The following is a 14,464-nucleotide window of genomic DNA, read 5'->3' as shown; positions in this document are numbered from 1 at the left end:
CCCTGCGCGACGCTCCGCAGCCGCGTCAGCCTGCGCGACCGGCGAGGGCCGAGCGGACGTGCTCCTCCATGAACCCCACGCGGATGCTGTCGGCGGCGAGCCGATCCAGCGCGGACGTGTCGAATCCGAGCGTGTCCGCGAGGAGCGCGTGCTCCCGCGACAGCGGGGATCCCGTCTGGCGGGGGTTGTCGTCGCCGAGGACCACGGCGACGCCCGCCTCGCGGAACGCGCCGGCGGGGTGCACGGCCAGCGACGCGACGGCCCCGGTGTAGAGGTTCGACGTCGGGCACACCTCGACCGCCACCCCGGCGTCGACGACGCGCGCCAGCACCTCCGGGTCGTCGACGATGTGCGCCCCGTGGCCGATACGTGTCACACCGAGCAGCTCGACCGCCTCGAGCGCGGCGCCGGCCGGAGCGGCCTCCGCGGCATGACAGGTGAGGCCGAGCCCCGCCGCCCGCGCGATGGCGAACGCCTCCGCGAACGGACGCAGGTCGGGGAAGCGCGCCTCGTCACCGGCGAGGTCGAAGCCCACGACGCCGTCGCCGGCGAAGCGCGCGGCGGCCCGGGCGACGGACTCGTTGGCCGCCGCATCGTGCAGCCGGAGCGCCGCGACGACGACGCCGGCGGGCATCCCGGTGATGGCGGTGCCCTGCTTCACCCCTTCGCACACGGCGGCGATCACATCGCTCAGGCCGAAGCCGTCCCGCACGTGCGTCGCCGGCCCGAAGCGCAGCTCCAGGTAGTCCTGCCCGTCGGCGTGCGCGTCCTCCACCGCCTCCCGCGCGATGCGGGTGAGGGAGTCGCGGCTCCCGAAGAAGGGGTAGGAGGACGACACCTTCGCCAGGTAGTCCGTCAAGTCGGAGGGCGCGTCGAGCTCCAGCGCGCGCTGCCAGTCGATCCCGGCGTCGAGGCCGGCGGACGAAGCCAGGGCGGCCGCCGTGCTCGGGCGGACGCGCCCCTCCAGGTGGGTGTGCAGATTGATCAGCATGCGGTCGTGAGCCGCTCGATCAGGTGCGGCCCGAGCGGCCGGTCCGTGCCGAGCACCACCCGCGTCCGCGCACCCGGCTGGTCGACGGAGCCGAGGCGCTGGCCGCGCAGGTCGCAGATGGTCTGGCCACGCCCGGGGCCCCCGGTCGCGTCGACCTCCACCGGGACGGCGGGCGCCACGGTCGGGACCACACCGCCCACCGCGATCGCCGCGGCGAGGGGATCGTGGAGGGCGCAGCTGCGTTCGCCGTAGAAGTCGACGTAGAAGTCGAAGTAGTGGTCGAGCATCCGCCCCAGCGCCACCGCGAGCGGCACCTCCGAGCCCAGCAGGCGGGCGCGGTCGGACTCGTCCAGCGTGTTCTCCAGGGTGACGTCGAGCGGCACCAGCGTGACGTCCCAGTCGGCCGCGAGCACGATCCGCGCGGCCTCCGGATCGTTCCAGACGTTCGCCTCGGCGACGGCGGTGACGTTGCCAGGCACGAGCGCCGCGCCTCCCATGATCGTCACTTCCTTCACCCGTCGGGCCAGGCCCGGGTCGGCCTCGAGCGCGAGGGCGATGTTGGTCAGCGGCCCGACCGTGACGAGGCGCAGCTCGCCCTCGTGCTCGTGCGAGAGCCGGAGGAGGAGGTCGGTCGCGGACGCGCCGGCCGCCTCCCCCGCGCCACGCGGCAGCTCCACCCCGCCGACGCCGTTCCAGCCGTGGATGTGCGGAACACCGCCGTCGAACGCCCGCGTCGACCAGTCCTCCGCTCCCTGCGCGACCGGGACGCCCTCCCGGCCCGCCAGCCCGAGCAGGTCGAGGGTGTTCCTCGCGGCCTGGGAGGCGCTGGTGTTGCCGCTCACGGTGCCGACGCCCACGAGGTCCACGCCGGGGGCGGCGAGTAGGTAGGCGAGGGCGAGGGAGTCGTCGATCCCGGTGTCGCAGTCGAGGTAGACGGGGAGGCGCTGATCGGTGGTGCTCATGCTCTTCTTTCGGTGTTCGGTGTCAGATGCGCTGTCCGGCGCGGGGGCGGATGAGCAGGCTGGTGAGGAGGGCCAGGACGGTGATGACCACCGAGATCCACAGCGCCGTCGTCACGCCGCCCAGCGAGCCGGAGGCCGCGAACGGAGCGACGATGCCGATGCCGAGGCTGGCGCCGATGCCGAAGGCCGCTCCGTTCAGGCCGGGCAGCGCCGCCGGCGCGTCCGGCGGCGAGAGCAGCACGCCCAGGCCGTTGACGGTCGTCAGCACGAGGCCGTTATAGGTGATCCCGAGGAACGCGACCGCGGCGAGCACGACACCCTGGCTGGTCGGGACGAACGCGATGACGACGAGCGCGATCGTGCTCAGCAGCAGCCCGATGCGCAGGATGCGGAGCCAGCCCGCGCGTCCCGCGAGCCAGCCGGAGAGCGGGGCGGCGAAGACGCCGATCAGGGCGGCCGGGGTGAGGAAGAGCAGCGCCGACGTGGCCGCGTCGAGCCCGAAGCCGATCTCGGTGTTCTGGCTCAGCAGCACGACGGTGAAGTTGATCACCGCGAAGATGCCCGACAGCGTGAGGACGGTGGTGACGATGACCGGCCACACCTGGCGCGACCGGAGGTGCTCGACGGCGATCAGCGGCGAGGTGCGGCGCTTCTCGATCAGCCAGAACGCCACGAAGGCGACCACCCCGACGGCGAGGAACACGAGCGTGAGCGGGGCGACCCAGCCCAGCGAGGAGCCGTTCGAGACGAAGTAGGTCAGGCCGATCAGGGCCACGGACAGCGCGGCGGCGCCCCACCAGTCCATCGTTCCGGTCGGTGTCGGTCGCCCGCCGCGCGGCACGGCGACGATCACGGCCAGCAGGGCGACGATCCCGAAGACGAAGATCACGACGAACACCGAGCGGAAGCCGAAGTTGTCCGTCAGCAGTCCGCCGACCCAGCCGTCGAGGCCGCCGACGCCGCCGTTGACCGCGGTGATGATCCCGAGCGTGGTGCCGAAGACTTTGGCGCTGAGCGACTCGCTCAGGATGATGTACGCCAGCTGGAACGCGGCGCTCGACGCCCCCTGGAGCACGCGGCCCACGAGGAGGATCGGCAGGTTCGGCGCGAAGATGCAGAGCAGGGTGCCGACCGCGAGGATCGCCAGCACGATGATGAGCGACCGGCGACGGCCGACGAAGTCGCTCCAGCGCGACAGGACGACGCCTCCGATCGAGCCCGCGAGGAAGAACAGCGAGGTGACCTGGGAGACCGAGCCGACGTCGACGTTCAGCTCCTTCGCCATGTCGGGCAGGGCGGGCGACAGCATGCTCGCGTTGAGCTGGTACGACAGCACGCCGAGGACCAGCGTGACGACGAGGCCGACCGCGCGGCCTCCCCTGAGAGTGGGCGACACGGACGCGGCCGGGCCGGCGGCGGTCGAGACGTTCGGGTGACTCATGTGACTCCAATGTCAGAGACGCCGGAGGGTTTCCGGCAGGTAGTAGGAAGTTATACCTCTCGGGTACAACATTTGCAAACACCGGGGATCGGATGCTTGAATTGCTCCGACGATGCGAGGAGCCGCGATGACCGCCACCACCACGGAAGAATTCCTGAGCGAGCGCCTGATGACGCCCGCCGGCCAGCCGCTGAGGGTGGCCGTCTACTCGCGCCTGGCCGACGGCATCCGCTCCGGCGTCTTCCCGCTCGGCGCGATGCTGCCCCGCGAGACCGAGCTCGCCGAGCAGCTGGGCATCAGCCGCACGCCCGTGCGCGAGGCGCTGATGCTCCTGGAGGAAGACGGGCTCATCCGCACCCGTCGCGGCGTCGGGCGCTTCGTCGCCGACGCGATCCCCCGCTCGGGCCTCGAGCTCTTCCAGCCGTTCGACGTCGCGCTCAGCGAGTCGGGCGCGCCCGTCGAGGTCGAGGTCCTCGAGTTCGAGATGCAGCAGACCACCGACTTCGTGTCGACGAAGCTCGCGCTCGACTCCGCGGCCAACACCTGGTTCCGCGAGTCCCTCCTGCGTCGCGACGGCGAGCCGATCGCGATCCTGCAGGAGCACCTCCCCGCGGGCAAGTACCTCAGCGACGTGAGCCCGGCGATCGCGGCGGAGCTGCAGGAGGTGGCGGCCCTGCCCGCCTCGCTGCACGCCTCCCTCACCGCGCGGCGCGGCCCGCAGTTCGATTCGGCCGTCTGCCAGATCGCCGCGAGCGTCGCCGGAAAGACGCGCGCCAAGCTCCTCGGGATCGACCCCGCCGATCCGGTGCTCGTGCTGACGCAGGTGGCCGAGCGCTCGGGCACCCCCCTCTACCTCGCCAAGTGCATCACGTCGTCGCACGTGGGCCAGCTCACCGTGATGCAGTCCACCGCCTCGGTGTCCTGACCTCGCCGAACCGAAAGGCATCCACCGTGCACGACCCCCGCAGCCTCGTCGTCGTCGGGAGCATCAACGTCGACGTCACCGCCATCGCCGACCGCCTGCCCACCCCGGGCGAGACGATCGGCGGCGGCGTCCTCCAGCGCCACGCCGGAGGCAAGGGAGCCAACCAGGCGGCCGCCGCCAGCCGGCTCGGCGCCCGCGTGCGCATGGTGGGCGCGGTCGGCGACGACGCCGACGGCGGATGGATGCTCGACGAGCTGCGGGAGGCGGGAGTCGACGTGACGGCCGTGCGCCGTGTGGCCACCGCGACCGGCACCGCCCTCATCGCGGTCGACCACGACGGTGAGAACCAGATCGTCGTCTGCCCGGGCGCGAACGCGGAGGTGTCCCTCGCGGACGTCGAGATCGGCGACGAGGAGGTCGTGCTCACGCAGCTGGAGGTCGACCTCCAGGTCGTCCTCGACCTCGCCGCCGGCACGCGCGCGTTCCTGGCCGTCAACGCCGCTCCCGCGCGCCCGCTGCCCGCCGAGCTGATCGACCGCGTCGAGCTGTTCATCGTCAACGAGTCCGAGTACGCGCTGATGCCCGAGCTGGCGGGCGCCGCACGCGTCGCCGTGACCTACGGGGGCGACGGGGCGGCCCTGTACGAGCGCGGCACCGAGGTGGCCCGCGTTCCCGCCGTGCGCGTGCGGCCGGTCAACACCGTCGGCGCGGGCGACGCCTTCTGCGCCGCGCTCACGATCGCCCTCACCAGCGGAGCGACGGACGAGGAGGCGCTCCGTGCCGCCTGCGCGGTCGGGGCCGCCGCCGTGGCGCATCCCGGAAGCCAGCCGCCGTTCGCGCCGCTGGCCTCGTACGCGGCGTGACCGCCTAGACCACGAGCGACCGGATCGCCGAGGCGGCGGCGCCGCGCGCCCAGTCCTCGAAGGTGTGCGGCCGCACGACGATGCGACAGCGGTCGGCGGAGGCGAACACGTGCTCCGCGTAGGACTCGCGGAGCGACGCCTCGAGCAGGTCGAAGTTCGCCACCCCCTCGCCGCCGATGATGACCAGCTCCGGGCCGACCAGGTTGACCAGGCTGGCGATGGCCGCGCCGATCACATGACCGGCCTCGGCGAAGGCGGACACGGCGGCGGGGTCGCCCGCGCGGCCGAGCGCGACCGCCTCCTCGATCGGGACGGGGCGGCCGTGCGCGGTCGAGACCGCCTCCACGATCGCGCTGGTCGCCGCGACCGCCTCGACGCAGCCGCGCCGGCCGCACGCGCACAGGTGATCCGGGGTGGTGAGGGGCAGGTGGCCGATCTCGCCGGCCACGCCGTACGCCCCCTCGACGACCTCCCCGTTCAGGTGGAGGCCGCTGCCGATGCCGCGCCCGATGGTCACGATCGCGAACGATCCCGTGCCGAGGCCGACGCCGAACCAGTGCTCGCCGATGGTGAGGGCGCGCACGTCGTTCTCGACCACGACCTCCTGCGACAGCCGCTCGGAGAGCGCGGAGCCGAGCTCGACGCCGCGCCAGCCCATCAGGGCCGAGTCGCGCACGACGCCGGTCTCGGTGTCGACGTCACCCGAGACGGCGACGCCGACACAGCCCAGGCGTGAGCCGAGGCCGCCGATAGCGCGCTGGAGGCTGGCGCAGAGGTCGACGATCGCGTCGATGACGGCGGCGGGCTCGTGCGAGACCAGGGGCACGCGTTCGGAGGCGATGATGCGGGTGGTGAGGTCGGTGGCGACGCCGATGAGCTCGTCGGCGTTCACCTTCACGCCCAGGGCCACCACGGCCTCCGGCACCACGGCCACGGGACTGACGGGACGGCCGGGGAGACCGGTGAGGGTCGGGTCGAGGGAGTCGTTGATGAGGCCGGCCGTCACCAGCGGGGCGACGGCCTTCGTCACCGCCGCCTGCGACAGCCCGGTGAGTCGCGCCACGTCGATGCGGCTGATGGGGCTGCGGGTGAGGATGGTCGTGAACACGCGGGTGGCCGCGTCGGACGACGACTGGAGCAGCGCCGTGCGGGTCAGCGTCTCGTCGTTCATGTGCTGCTCCCCCTTTCGAGGATGCTACTCGGAAAAGCGCGGCGGACGGGTCCCGTGAGCCCCGCCCGCCGCGCGCTCCGATCTACTTCTTGGCCAGGATCTCTTTCGACTTCGCCTGAGCCGTCTTCAGGAAGGACGCATCGCCCTCGCCGCTGAAGAACGCCTCGAACATCGGCTGCAGGGTGTCGGTGATCTCCTGCCCGTTCGAGATCGGCGGCGCCGGGTACAGCTCCTTCTTCTTCAGCGCGTCGATGAAGCTGGAGATGTCCACGCCGTCGGCCTTCTGGGCGTCGACCGTCGACTGGAGCGCTTGCGCGATGGAGGGGAGGAACGTCGCCGTCTTGCCGGCGATCGTCTGGCACTCCACGCTGCCCATGTACGAGACCCACTTCCAGGTCTGGTCGACGTGCTTGGTGCCCACGAAGATGTTGTTCGCGTTGGAGTTGCTGATCATCCCGCGGGTGCCGTCCGGGCCCTCGACGGTCGGGGCGATGCCGACCTTCACGCCGGGGACCTTCGTGATGGAGGTGGCGCTCCAGGTGCCGTCCTGCGCCATCGCGACCTGGCCGGCTCCCATCTGCTCGGCGGCGGAGATCGTGAACTGGCCGAACTTCGGCATCAGCCCGCGGTCGCCGAGGCCGCGGATGTAGTCGAGCGTCTTCGTCATGCGCGGGTCGTCGTAGGGCAGCACCTTCGGCCACGCCGTGGCGTCCCCGCCCAGCTTCCAGCCGAGGGTCGTGACGAACGGGTTCCAGGAGGTCTGGCCGTTGAAGTCGCTGGCGGCGAGCGTCCCGATGCCGTAGGTCTTGACGCTGTTCTTGTCGAAGCCCGGCTCGTCGCCGCGCTTGCCGTTGGTGTCGACGGTGAGGTGCGCGACGATCTTGTCGAAGGTGCCGCCGTCGTCGGGGTTCCACGTCATCGTCTTGATGGCGTCGTCGGTGAGGCCGGCCGCCTTCACCATGTCCTCGTTGAAGTAGATCGCGGCGCCGGCCCAGTCGAGCGGGATGCCGTACTGCTTGCCGTCGGTGTACTTCCAGGAGTCGACGCCGATGTCGAACTTGCCGAGGTCGAAGCCGGTCTTCTTGATGAGGTCGTCGAGCGGCATGATCTGCTTCTGGCCGGCGTACTGGCCCAGCAGCGGGACGCTGTTCTGGAAGGCGTCCGGCGCCGTGCCGGCGACGAACCCGGCCGTCAGCTTCGTGAAGTAGTCGTTCACGTTGTACTGGGAGATCTTGACCGTGATGTCGGGGTTGGCCTTCTCGAAGCCGGGGATGCACAGCTTGTAGTTGGCGGCCTGGTGGTCGTCCCACGTCCACCAGTTGACGGTGGTCTTGCCGCCCGACGAACCGTCGGTCGAGCAGCCGGCGAGCCCGAGGGCGGCGAGCCCGACGGCCGCCAGACCGGCGATGATGCGGAGCTTCTTCATGAGTTCCTCACTGTGGTCGCCCGGACACCGTCGTCGGTGTCGGGAGTGGATGGATGTGGTGGGTTCGGGACGACGGCCGTGCCCCGGGCGGGCAGCCGGACGTCGAGGTCGGTGGCGGAGCCGGCGGCGCCGACGCGGACGCGGACGCTGAGCGGCCGCGGATGAGGGTTGTGCAGCACCGCGTGCTCGATGCGTCCGCCTGCCCAGGCCAGGTCGACGGACAGGCCGCCGCGGAGGTGCAGCCCGTCGACGCGACCCTCGGGCCACGCCGACGGCAGGGCCGGGAGCAGGTGGATGCGCTCGCCGTGGCTCTGCGCCAGCAGTTCCACGATCGCGGCCGGGAAGCCGAGGTTGCCGTCGATCTGGAACGGCGGGTGGGTGCTGAAGAGATTCGGCAGGAGGCCGCCCCACTCCGAGCCGTCGACCGGCCCGTGCCGGCGCGCGTCGCCGCTGTAGGCGGTCAGCGCCTCCCGCAGCAGGGAGTGCGCGGCCTCGCCATCGCCCAGGCGCGCGCGCAGGGCGATCTTCCACGCCCACGACCACCCCATCGCGCCGGGGCCGCGCGCGTCGAGGAACCGGCGCGCAGCGTCGGTCAGCTCCGGGGTGCCGTCGGGGGTGATCAGGTCGAGCGGGTACAGGCCGACCAGCGCCGAGAGGTGTCGGTGGGCGGGCTCGTGCTCGACGACCTCCTCTGCCCATTCGAGCAGCCGTCCGTCGCTCCCGATCCGCGGCGCCGGGATGGTCGCGAGCGCCGCCGCGATCTCGTCGCGCAGCGGATCGGAGCGCCCGTCCTCGGTGCTCAGGACCTCGATGGCCCGCAGTGCGCGCTGGAAGAGAGCGGAGATGAGCTCCAGGTCCATCGTCGCCGTCAGGCCCAGCGCGCGCGGCCGCCCGTCGGCGTCGAGACGCATGTTCTCGGGCGAGGTGGAGGGGGCGACGAAGGCGACCCCGTCGGCGTCGACCTGGAGCCAGTCGAGGCAGAACTCGGTCGCGCCGCGCAGCAGCGGCCAGATGCGGTCGCGCAGCAGCGCCGTGTCGCCGGTGAACTCGTACTGATCCCAGAGGGAGTGGCACAGCCAGACCCCGCCCATCATCCAGATCGCCCAGCTCGGAGCGCCGTGCCCCATGCCGACGGGCAGGCTCCAGCCCCACAGGTCGCTGTTGTGGTGGGCGACCCATCCCCGGGCGCCGTAGAGGTCGCGGGCGACGTCGCGGCCGGTGCGCGCGATCCGCTCGACCAGCGCGAGCTGCGGTTCGGCCGCGCCCATCAGGCCGAGCGGTCCCGCCGCCCAGTAGTTCATCTGCGTGTTGATGTTGATCGTGTAGTTGGAGGACCACGCCGGCCGCAGGTCCCCGTTCCAGATGCCCTGGAGGTTGGCCGCAGGTCCGCCCCGACGCGACGAGGACTCGAGCAGGTACCGGCCGTATTCGGCCGCGACGGTGGCGCGGAGGCCGTCGTCGTCTCCGCGCAGGATGTCGGCGTCGACATCCCAGCGGCCCTCGCGGCGGCCGCCGATCGCGAACCGCGCGGCCGCCGGGCGACGCGTCAGGGCGTCGCCCGCGGCGGGGACCGCGTTCTCGACGAGAGCGTCGAGGGCGCGATCGCGCGCGCGGCTCCGGATCGTCTCATGGGAGACGCTCCGCCACTCGTCGTCCGCGCCGGCCCACCACGACTCAGCGCGGGTCGACGACGAGAGGGCGATCAGCAGCCGACGGGCACCGCGGATCGTGAGACCGGAGTCGTCCGCCTCCGCCGTGCCGTCGCTCCGCACGGCGAGAGCCGCCGCCGCGAAGCCGTCGTAGCCTCCGTCGCCATCCTCCGCGTAACGCAGCGGCGGGACGACGGAGGATTCGTGCAGGGGCGCCCCGTCGACCGGGACGGCCACGTCGAGGAGGGCGAGCCCGTCCGCGCCGCGGCGCCCGAGCTCGCGCAGCGGGGTCGTCAGACGCAAGCGCACCTGCGCCAGCGGGACGTCGGATTCGATGGAGACGACGAGCGTCCGCCCGCTGACACGCGAGACCCGGCGCACCCGCGCTCCGTCGACGGTCAGCTGCTCCTCCAGCACCGCGCGGTCCAGGTCGAGCACGCGCGCCGGCTCCCCGTCGACGGGAGCCGCGCCCGGGAGGCCGACGTGCAGGTCGACGAACGGCAGGAACTCCTGCGAGTACCGCCCCTCGAACGACATCAGCAGCGCCTCCGCCCGGTCGAGGTCGCCGGCGGCGATGGCCGCGCGCACCTCCTGGAGGCGTTCCGGCCCGGCACCTCCGGCCAGCACCCTCTCGAGCTCGTCGGCCGCCGTCTGCGGCGTCCCCGACCAGACGGTCGCGTCGTTCACCTGGTACCGGCCGTCGGCGCCGCCGAAGACCATGGCGCCGAGCAGTCCGTCGCCGAGGGGCACGGCCTCCTCCCAGTGCTCCGCCGGGGCGCGCCAGGCCAGCTGCAGTGTGCTCTCGCTCATTTGAGGCCCGAAAATCCGATGGAGTTCACGATGCGCTTGCCGAACACCATGAAGAGGACGAGCATCGGCAGCGCCGCGACCAGGGTGGCGGCCATCAGGCCGGCCCAGTCGGGCATCGTCTGGGGGGACGACTGCTTGAAGACGGCGAGGCCGAGCGTCAGCGGCTGCACGCTGGAGTCGGTGGTGACGAGCAGGGGCCAGAAGTAGTCGTTCCACATCCCGATGAAGCCGAGGATCGAGAGCGTGATGATCGGGCCGCTCGTCATCGGGATCGTCAGCCGCATCAGGATGCGCAGCTTGCCGGCCCCGTCCAGCAGCGCGGCCTCCTCGATCTCGGTCGACAGCCCGAGCATGAACTGCCGCAGGAAGAAGATGTTGAACGCCGAGAACAGCGCGCCGGGCAGGATCATGCCGGCGAAGGTGTTGAGCAGCCCGAGCTCCTTGATGAGGACGAAGTTGGGCAGCAGCGTGAGGATGCCCGGCACCATCAGCGCGGCGAGGAAGAGCGAGAAGACGAGCTCCCGGCCGCGCCACTGCAGGCGCGCGAACGCATAGGCGGCGATCAGCGAGAAGAAGACGATCAGGACGGTCGAGACCGTGGCGTAGATCACCGAGTTCACGAGGTAGTGGAAGATCTGCACCGTCGCGCCGGATCCGCCCTGTGCGACGGCCTCCGCCGGGTCTTCGAGTCCGAGCACGCGCAGGAACGGCCCGAAGGTGAAGCCGACCGGCAGCGGCGACGACGGGTTCGCGATCATCGCGTAGTTGTTCGAGAGCGCCGAGCGCAGCATCCAGTAGAAGGGGAAGATCGTGATGACGACGATCACGGCGAGGTAGATCCACGCGATGGCGCGGCCGACGGTGGGCCGGCGGCGCTTGCGTCGCGGCTTCGCCGGGGCGGCCGGACGCGCGGCGGCGGGAGCCGGGGCGGAGGCGGGTGCGGTCGTTGCGGTCATTATGCGTTGTCCGATTCGCTCGCGCGCAGCAGGCGCATCTGCACGAAGGTGATGACGATGAGGATGGCGAACAGCGCCAGCGACATCGCGGACGCGTATCCGAAGTCGAACTGGCCGAAGGCCTTCTGGTAGATGTACATCTGCAGCACGTTCGAGGCGTGGGCCGGGCCTCCCTTGGTCGCCACCGAGACGATGTCGAAGACCTGGAACGCGCCGATGACGTTGAGCACGACGACCAGCGCGAGGATCGGGCGCAGCAGCGGCAGGGTGAGGCGGAAGAACATCTTGGGCTCGCTGGCGCCGTCGATCCGTCCGGCCTCGTAGATGGAGGGCGGGATGGTCTGCATCCCGGCGAAGATGATGATCGACGTGTAGCCCATGTTCTTCCACACGTGGATGAGGGCGAGCGAGGGGATGGCCCACTCGCGCGAGGTGAGGAACTTGATGCCCTCGCCGCCGAGCGCGTGCACGAGCTGGTTGACGATGCCGAGCTGTGCGTCGAGCATCCACGACCAGACCGTCGCCGCGACCACGCCCGAGATCAGGAACGGCAGGATGATCAGGCCGCGCAGCACCGTCGACTGGGTGACGCGATGGAGCACCGCGGCCGTCACGATGGAGACGGCCAGGGTGAGCACCACGGCGATGACGACGAAGTAGAGGGTGATGCCGAGCGACTGCCAGAAGGTGTCGTCCTGGAACAGGTCGATGAAGTTCTGGACGCCGATCCAGGTCGGCGCGCTCAGCAGCCGGAAGTCGGTGAAGCTGAGGTAGATGCCGCGGAGCGTCGGGTAGAGCGCGAAGACCAGGAAGCCGATCATCGCGGGGGCGATGAGGAGCCAGGCCAGCTTGGCGTCGCCGCGATGGGAGGGGGCGGACGCGTTGGTCGGGCGGCGCGAGCGCCGGCGTGCCGCGCGGTCCGGCGCCGGCGGTTCGACCGCGGGAGGAACGGTGGAGATCGACATTGGTCTTCCTTCTCGGGGGTTGCAGATCACACAGTAGGCATGGTTAATTGACACTGTCAAGTAACTCACCCCGCTAGGAGCCCCACCCATGCTCGACGGCTACGGCGCCGTTCTCCCGCTGCGCGCAGCAGGCACATCCCTCGTCATCGACGCGTCCGGGCGGGTGCCGCGCGTGCTGCACTGGGGCGCGGACCTCGGGCCCCTCGACCCCGCCGCCGCCGATGCCCTCCGCAGCACCGGCGGCCCCGCCGTGCTCAACAACTCGCCGGACGTCCCGCGCGCGTTCAGCCTGTGGGCCACCGAGTACGAGGGATGGGCCGGAGCACCCGCGCAGGAGGGGCACGCCGGTGGTTCCGCCACCACGCCGCGCCCGCGTGCGGTGGGCGTGCGACACCGCGTCGACGGCGAGGAGGGAGACGGCGGCGGCCTGATCGAGATCGACCTGGTCGACGGGATCACGGGCCTTCGATCGACGATGAGCCTCGCGCTCGACCGGTTCGGCGTGCTCGCCGTCGACGTCTCGGTCGTTCGCGACGAGACCCTGCTCGACGGCGACGCCCCGGCCGCACCCTACGAGCTGGACGCCCTGCGCGTGCTCCTCCCGGTGCCCGAGCGGGCGGTCGACATCCTCGACTTCGACGGCAAGTGGTGCCGCGAGCGCTCCCCGCAGCGCGGTGCGATCGTCTCCGGGACGCACCTGCGACGCACGCGGCGCGGCAAGCCGGGTCACGACTCCCCCTTCCTCGTCGTCGCCGGCACGGCCGATCTGGCGTTCGGCACGGGCGAGGCCTGGGCGACCCACCTGGCCTGGAGCGGCGACGCCGAGTACCTGGTCGAGCGGCTCCCCGAGGGCGCCGGCGCGTTCTCGTCCGTCCTCGGCGCCGGGGAGGCCCTGCGGCCCGGCGAGCTGCTGCTCGCGCCCGGCGACCGCTACGACGCTCCGACGGCCCTCTTCGTCTGGTCGGGCGACGGTCTCGACGGCATCACCGACCGCCTCCACAGGCGGCTGCGCGCGCGTCCGTCCCACCCCACGACCCCGCGCCCCCTCACCCTGAACTCCTGGGAGGCGGTCTACTTCGACCACGACCTCGACCGGCTCTCGGACCTGGTCGAGCGCGCGGCGCAGGTCGGCGTGGAGCGCGTCGTGCTCGACGACGGCTGGTTCCACGGCCGCCGGGCGGCGAACGCCGGACTCGGCGACTGGGTCGTCGACCGCTCGGTGTGGCCGGACGGCCTGTCGCCCCTCGTCGACCGGGTGCGCTCGCACGGCATGCAGTTCGGGATCTGGTTCGAGCCCGAGATGATCAACCTCGACTCCGATCTGGCCCGCCTCCACCCCGAGTGGGTGCTCGGACCGCGTGCGGGCCTCGGCGCCACGGCGCGCGAGCAGTACGTGCTCGACCTGACCCGGCCGGACGCCTACGAGGTCGTGCTCGACCGCATCAGCGCCATCGTCGAGGAGTACGGCGTCGACTACATCAAGTGGGACCACAACCGCGATCTGTCCGAGGCGGTCAGCGGACGATCCGGGCACGACCGGCCCGCGGTGCACGACCAGACCGTCGCCCTGTACCGGATGCTCGACGCGCTGCGCGAGCGGCACCCCGGGCTCGAGATCGAGACCTGCTCGGGAGGCGGCGGCCGGGTCGATCTCGGCATCCTCGACCGCACGGACCGCATCTGGGCCTCCGACTGCAACGACCCGGTCGAGCGCCTGCAGATCGAGCGGTGGACCCGGATGCTCGTCCCGCCGGAGCTCATCGGCTCGCACCTCGGCGCCGAGCGCTCGCACACCACCTCCCGCCGCACCGACCTCTCGTTCCGGCTGATCGTCGCGCTCACCGCGCACGCGGGCATCGAGTGGGATCTGCAGGAGGCCGACGGCGACGAGCTCGAGCGCATCGCCCGCTGGGGTGCCGTGTACCGCGAACTGCGCGAGCTCATCCACAGCGGCCGCGTGGTGAACGCCGACCTCGCGGACGAGGCGACCGTGCTCACGGGCATCGTCGCGCAGGACGGCAGCCGGGCGATCCACACCTGGGCGCGGCTCGCGACCTCGGCCGGCGGGCAGGCGGGACGCGTCCGCTTCCCCGGGCTCGACGCCTCCGCCCGCTACGCCGTGCGCATCCGCGACGAGTTCGGGCCGGCGAGCCGCCACCAGAGCTCCGACCCCGCGTGGATCTCCGCCGCGCTGCGCCCCGAGGGTGTCGCGCTCCCCGGCTCGGTGCTCGCGGTCGCCGGCGTCCCGATGCCGACCCTCAACCCCCAGCAGGCGATGCTGTTCGACCTCGTCCGGCTGCCGTGA

The 14,464-nt window shown here is 71.8% G+C and carries 11 protein-coding genes; 3 read left to right on the top strand and 8 right to left on the bottom strand.

Features of this window, described 5'->3' with window-relative positions:
* Window positions 1-25: 25 nt before the first annotated feature.
* From add to BGO91_RS10275, 3 genes are read right to left on the bottom strand one after another with little or no spacing between them, the layout of a single operon-like run.
* A complete protein-coding gene (gene add / locus BGO91_RS10285) occupies window positions 26-991 on the bottom strand; it encodes an adenosine deaminase (RefSeq protein WP_290472669.1) in 966 nt (321 codons plus the stop codon).
* Complete coding sequence (locus BGO91_RS10280; RefSeq protein WP_290472668.1) at window positions 985-1,953, bottom strand: nucleoside hydrolase; 969 nt, start codon at window positions 1,951-1,953, stop codon at window positions 985-987. Before BGO91_RS10280 ends, add begins: the two co-directional genes overlap by 7 nt.
* A gap of 22 nt (window positions 1,954-1,975) precedes the next feature.
* Window positions 1,976-3,394, bottom strand: coding sequence for an MFS transporter (locus BGO91_RS10275; protein ID WP_290472667.1), 1,419 nt, complete (start codon window positions 3,392-3,394; stop codon window positions 1,976-1,978).
* A 127-nt stretch (window positions 3,395-3,521) separates the two neighbouring features.
* Here BGO91_RS10275 and BGO91_RS10270 point away from each other — a divergent pair, with 127 nt between their 5' ends.
* Window positions 3,522-4,319 (top strand): GntR family transcriptional regulator, encoded by a 798-nt coding sequence (locus tag BGO91_RS10270; protein WP_290472666.1) that lies wholly within the window; start codon window positions 3,522-3,524, stop codon window positions 4,317-4,319.
* Between the two features lie 26 nt (window positions 4,320-4,345).
* Window positions 4,346-5,182: a ribokinase gene (locus BGO91_RS10265; RefSeq protein ID WP_290472665.1), complete on the top strand. Its 837-nt coding sequence runs from the start codon at window positions 4,346-4,348 to the stop codon at window positions 5,180-5,182.
* Window positions 5,183-5,186: 4 nt separating this feature from the next.
* Here BGO91_RS10265 and BGO91_RS10260 read toward each other — a convergent pair whose 3' ends face one another.
* From BGO91_RS10260 to BGO91_RS10240, 5 genes are all read right to left on the bottom strand, one after another.
* Entirely contained in the window at window positions 5,187-6,353 is a 1,167-nt protein-coding gene (locus BGO91_RS10260; RefSeq protein WP_290472664.1) for an ROK family protein, read from the bottom strand.
* Window positions 6,354-6,435: 82 nt separating this feature from the next.
* Window positions 6,436-7,779 carry a sugar ABC transporter substrate-binding protein gene (locus tag BGO91_RS10255; RefSeq protein WP_290472663.1) on the bottom strand — a complete coding sequence of 448 codons (1,344 nt, stop codon included), beginning with the start codon at window positions 7,777-7,779 and terminating at the stop codon, window positions 6,436-6,438.
* Window positions 7,776-10,238, bottom strand: coding sequence for a glycoside hydrolase N-terminal domain-containing protein (locus BGO91_RS10250; protein WP_290472662.1), 2,463 nt, complete (start codon window positions 10,236-10,238; stop codon window positions 7,776-7,778). The genes BGO91_RS10255 and BGO91_RS10250 overlap by 4 nt, the downstream gene beginning before the upstream one ends.
* Complete coding sequence (locus tag BGO91_RS10245) at window positions 10,235-11,194, bottom strand: carbohydrate ABC transporter permease (RefSeq protein ID WP_290472661.1); 960 nt, start codon at window positions 11,192-11,194, stop codon at window positions 10,235-10,237. Before BGO91_RS10245 ends, BGO91_RS10250 begins: the two co-directional genes overlap by 4 nt.
* On the bottom strand, window positions 11,194-12,159 hold the full coding sequence (locus tag BGO91_RS10240; RefSeq protein ID WP_290472660.1) for a carbohydrate ABC transporter permease: 966 nt from the start codon (window positions 12,157-12,159) through the stop codon (window positions 11,194-11,196). Before BGO91_RS10240 ends, BGO91_RS10245 begins: the two co-directional genes overlap by 1 nt.
* A gap of 88 nt (window positions 12,160-12,247) precedes the next feature.
* Between BGO91_RS10240 and BGO91_RS10235 the strand changes: the two genes are divergently transcribed.
* A complete protein-coding gene (locus tag BGO91_RS10235) occupies window positions 12,248-14,464 on the top strand; it encodes an alpha-galactosidase (protein WP_290472659.1) in 2,217 nt (738 codons plus the stop codon).

The organism is Leifsonia sp. 71-9 (assembly GCF_001898805.1).
In the GTDB taxonomy this organism is placed as follows: domain Bacteria; phylum Actinomycetota; class Actinomycetes; order Actinomycetales; family Microbacteriaceae; genus Leifsonia.
This window is presented reverse-complemented; position numbering and strand designations above follow the sequence as displayed.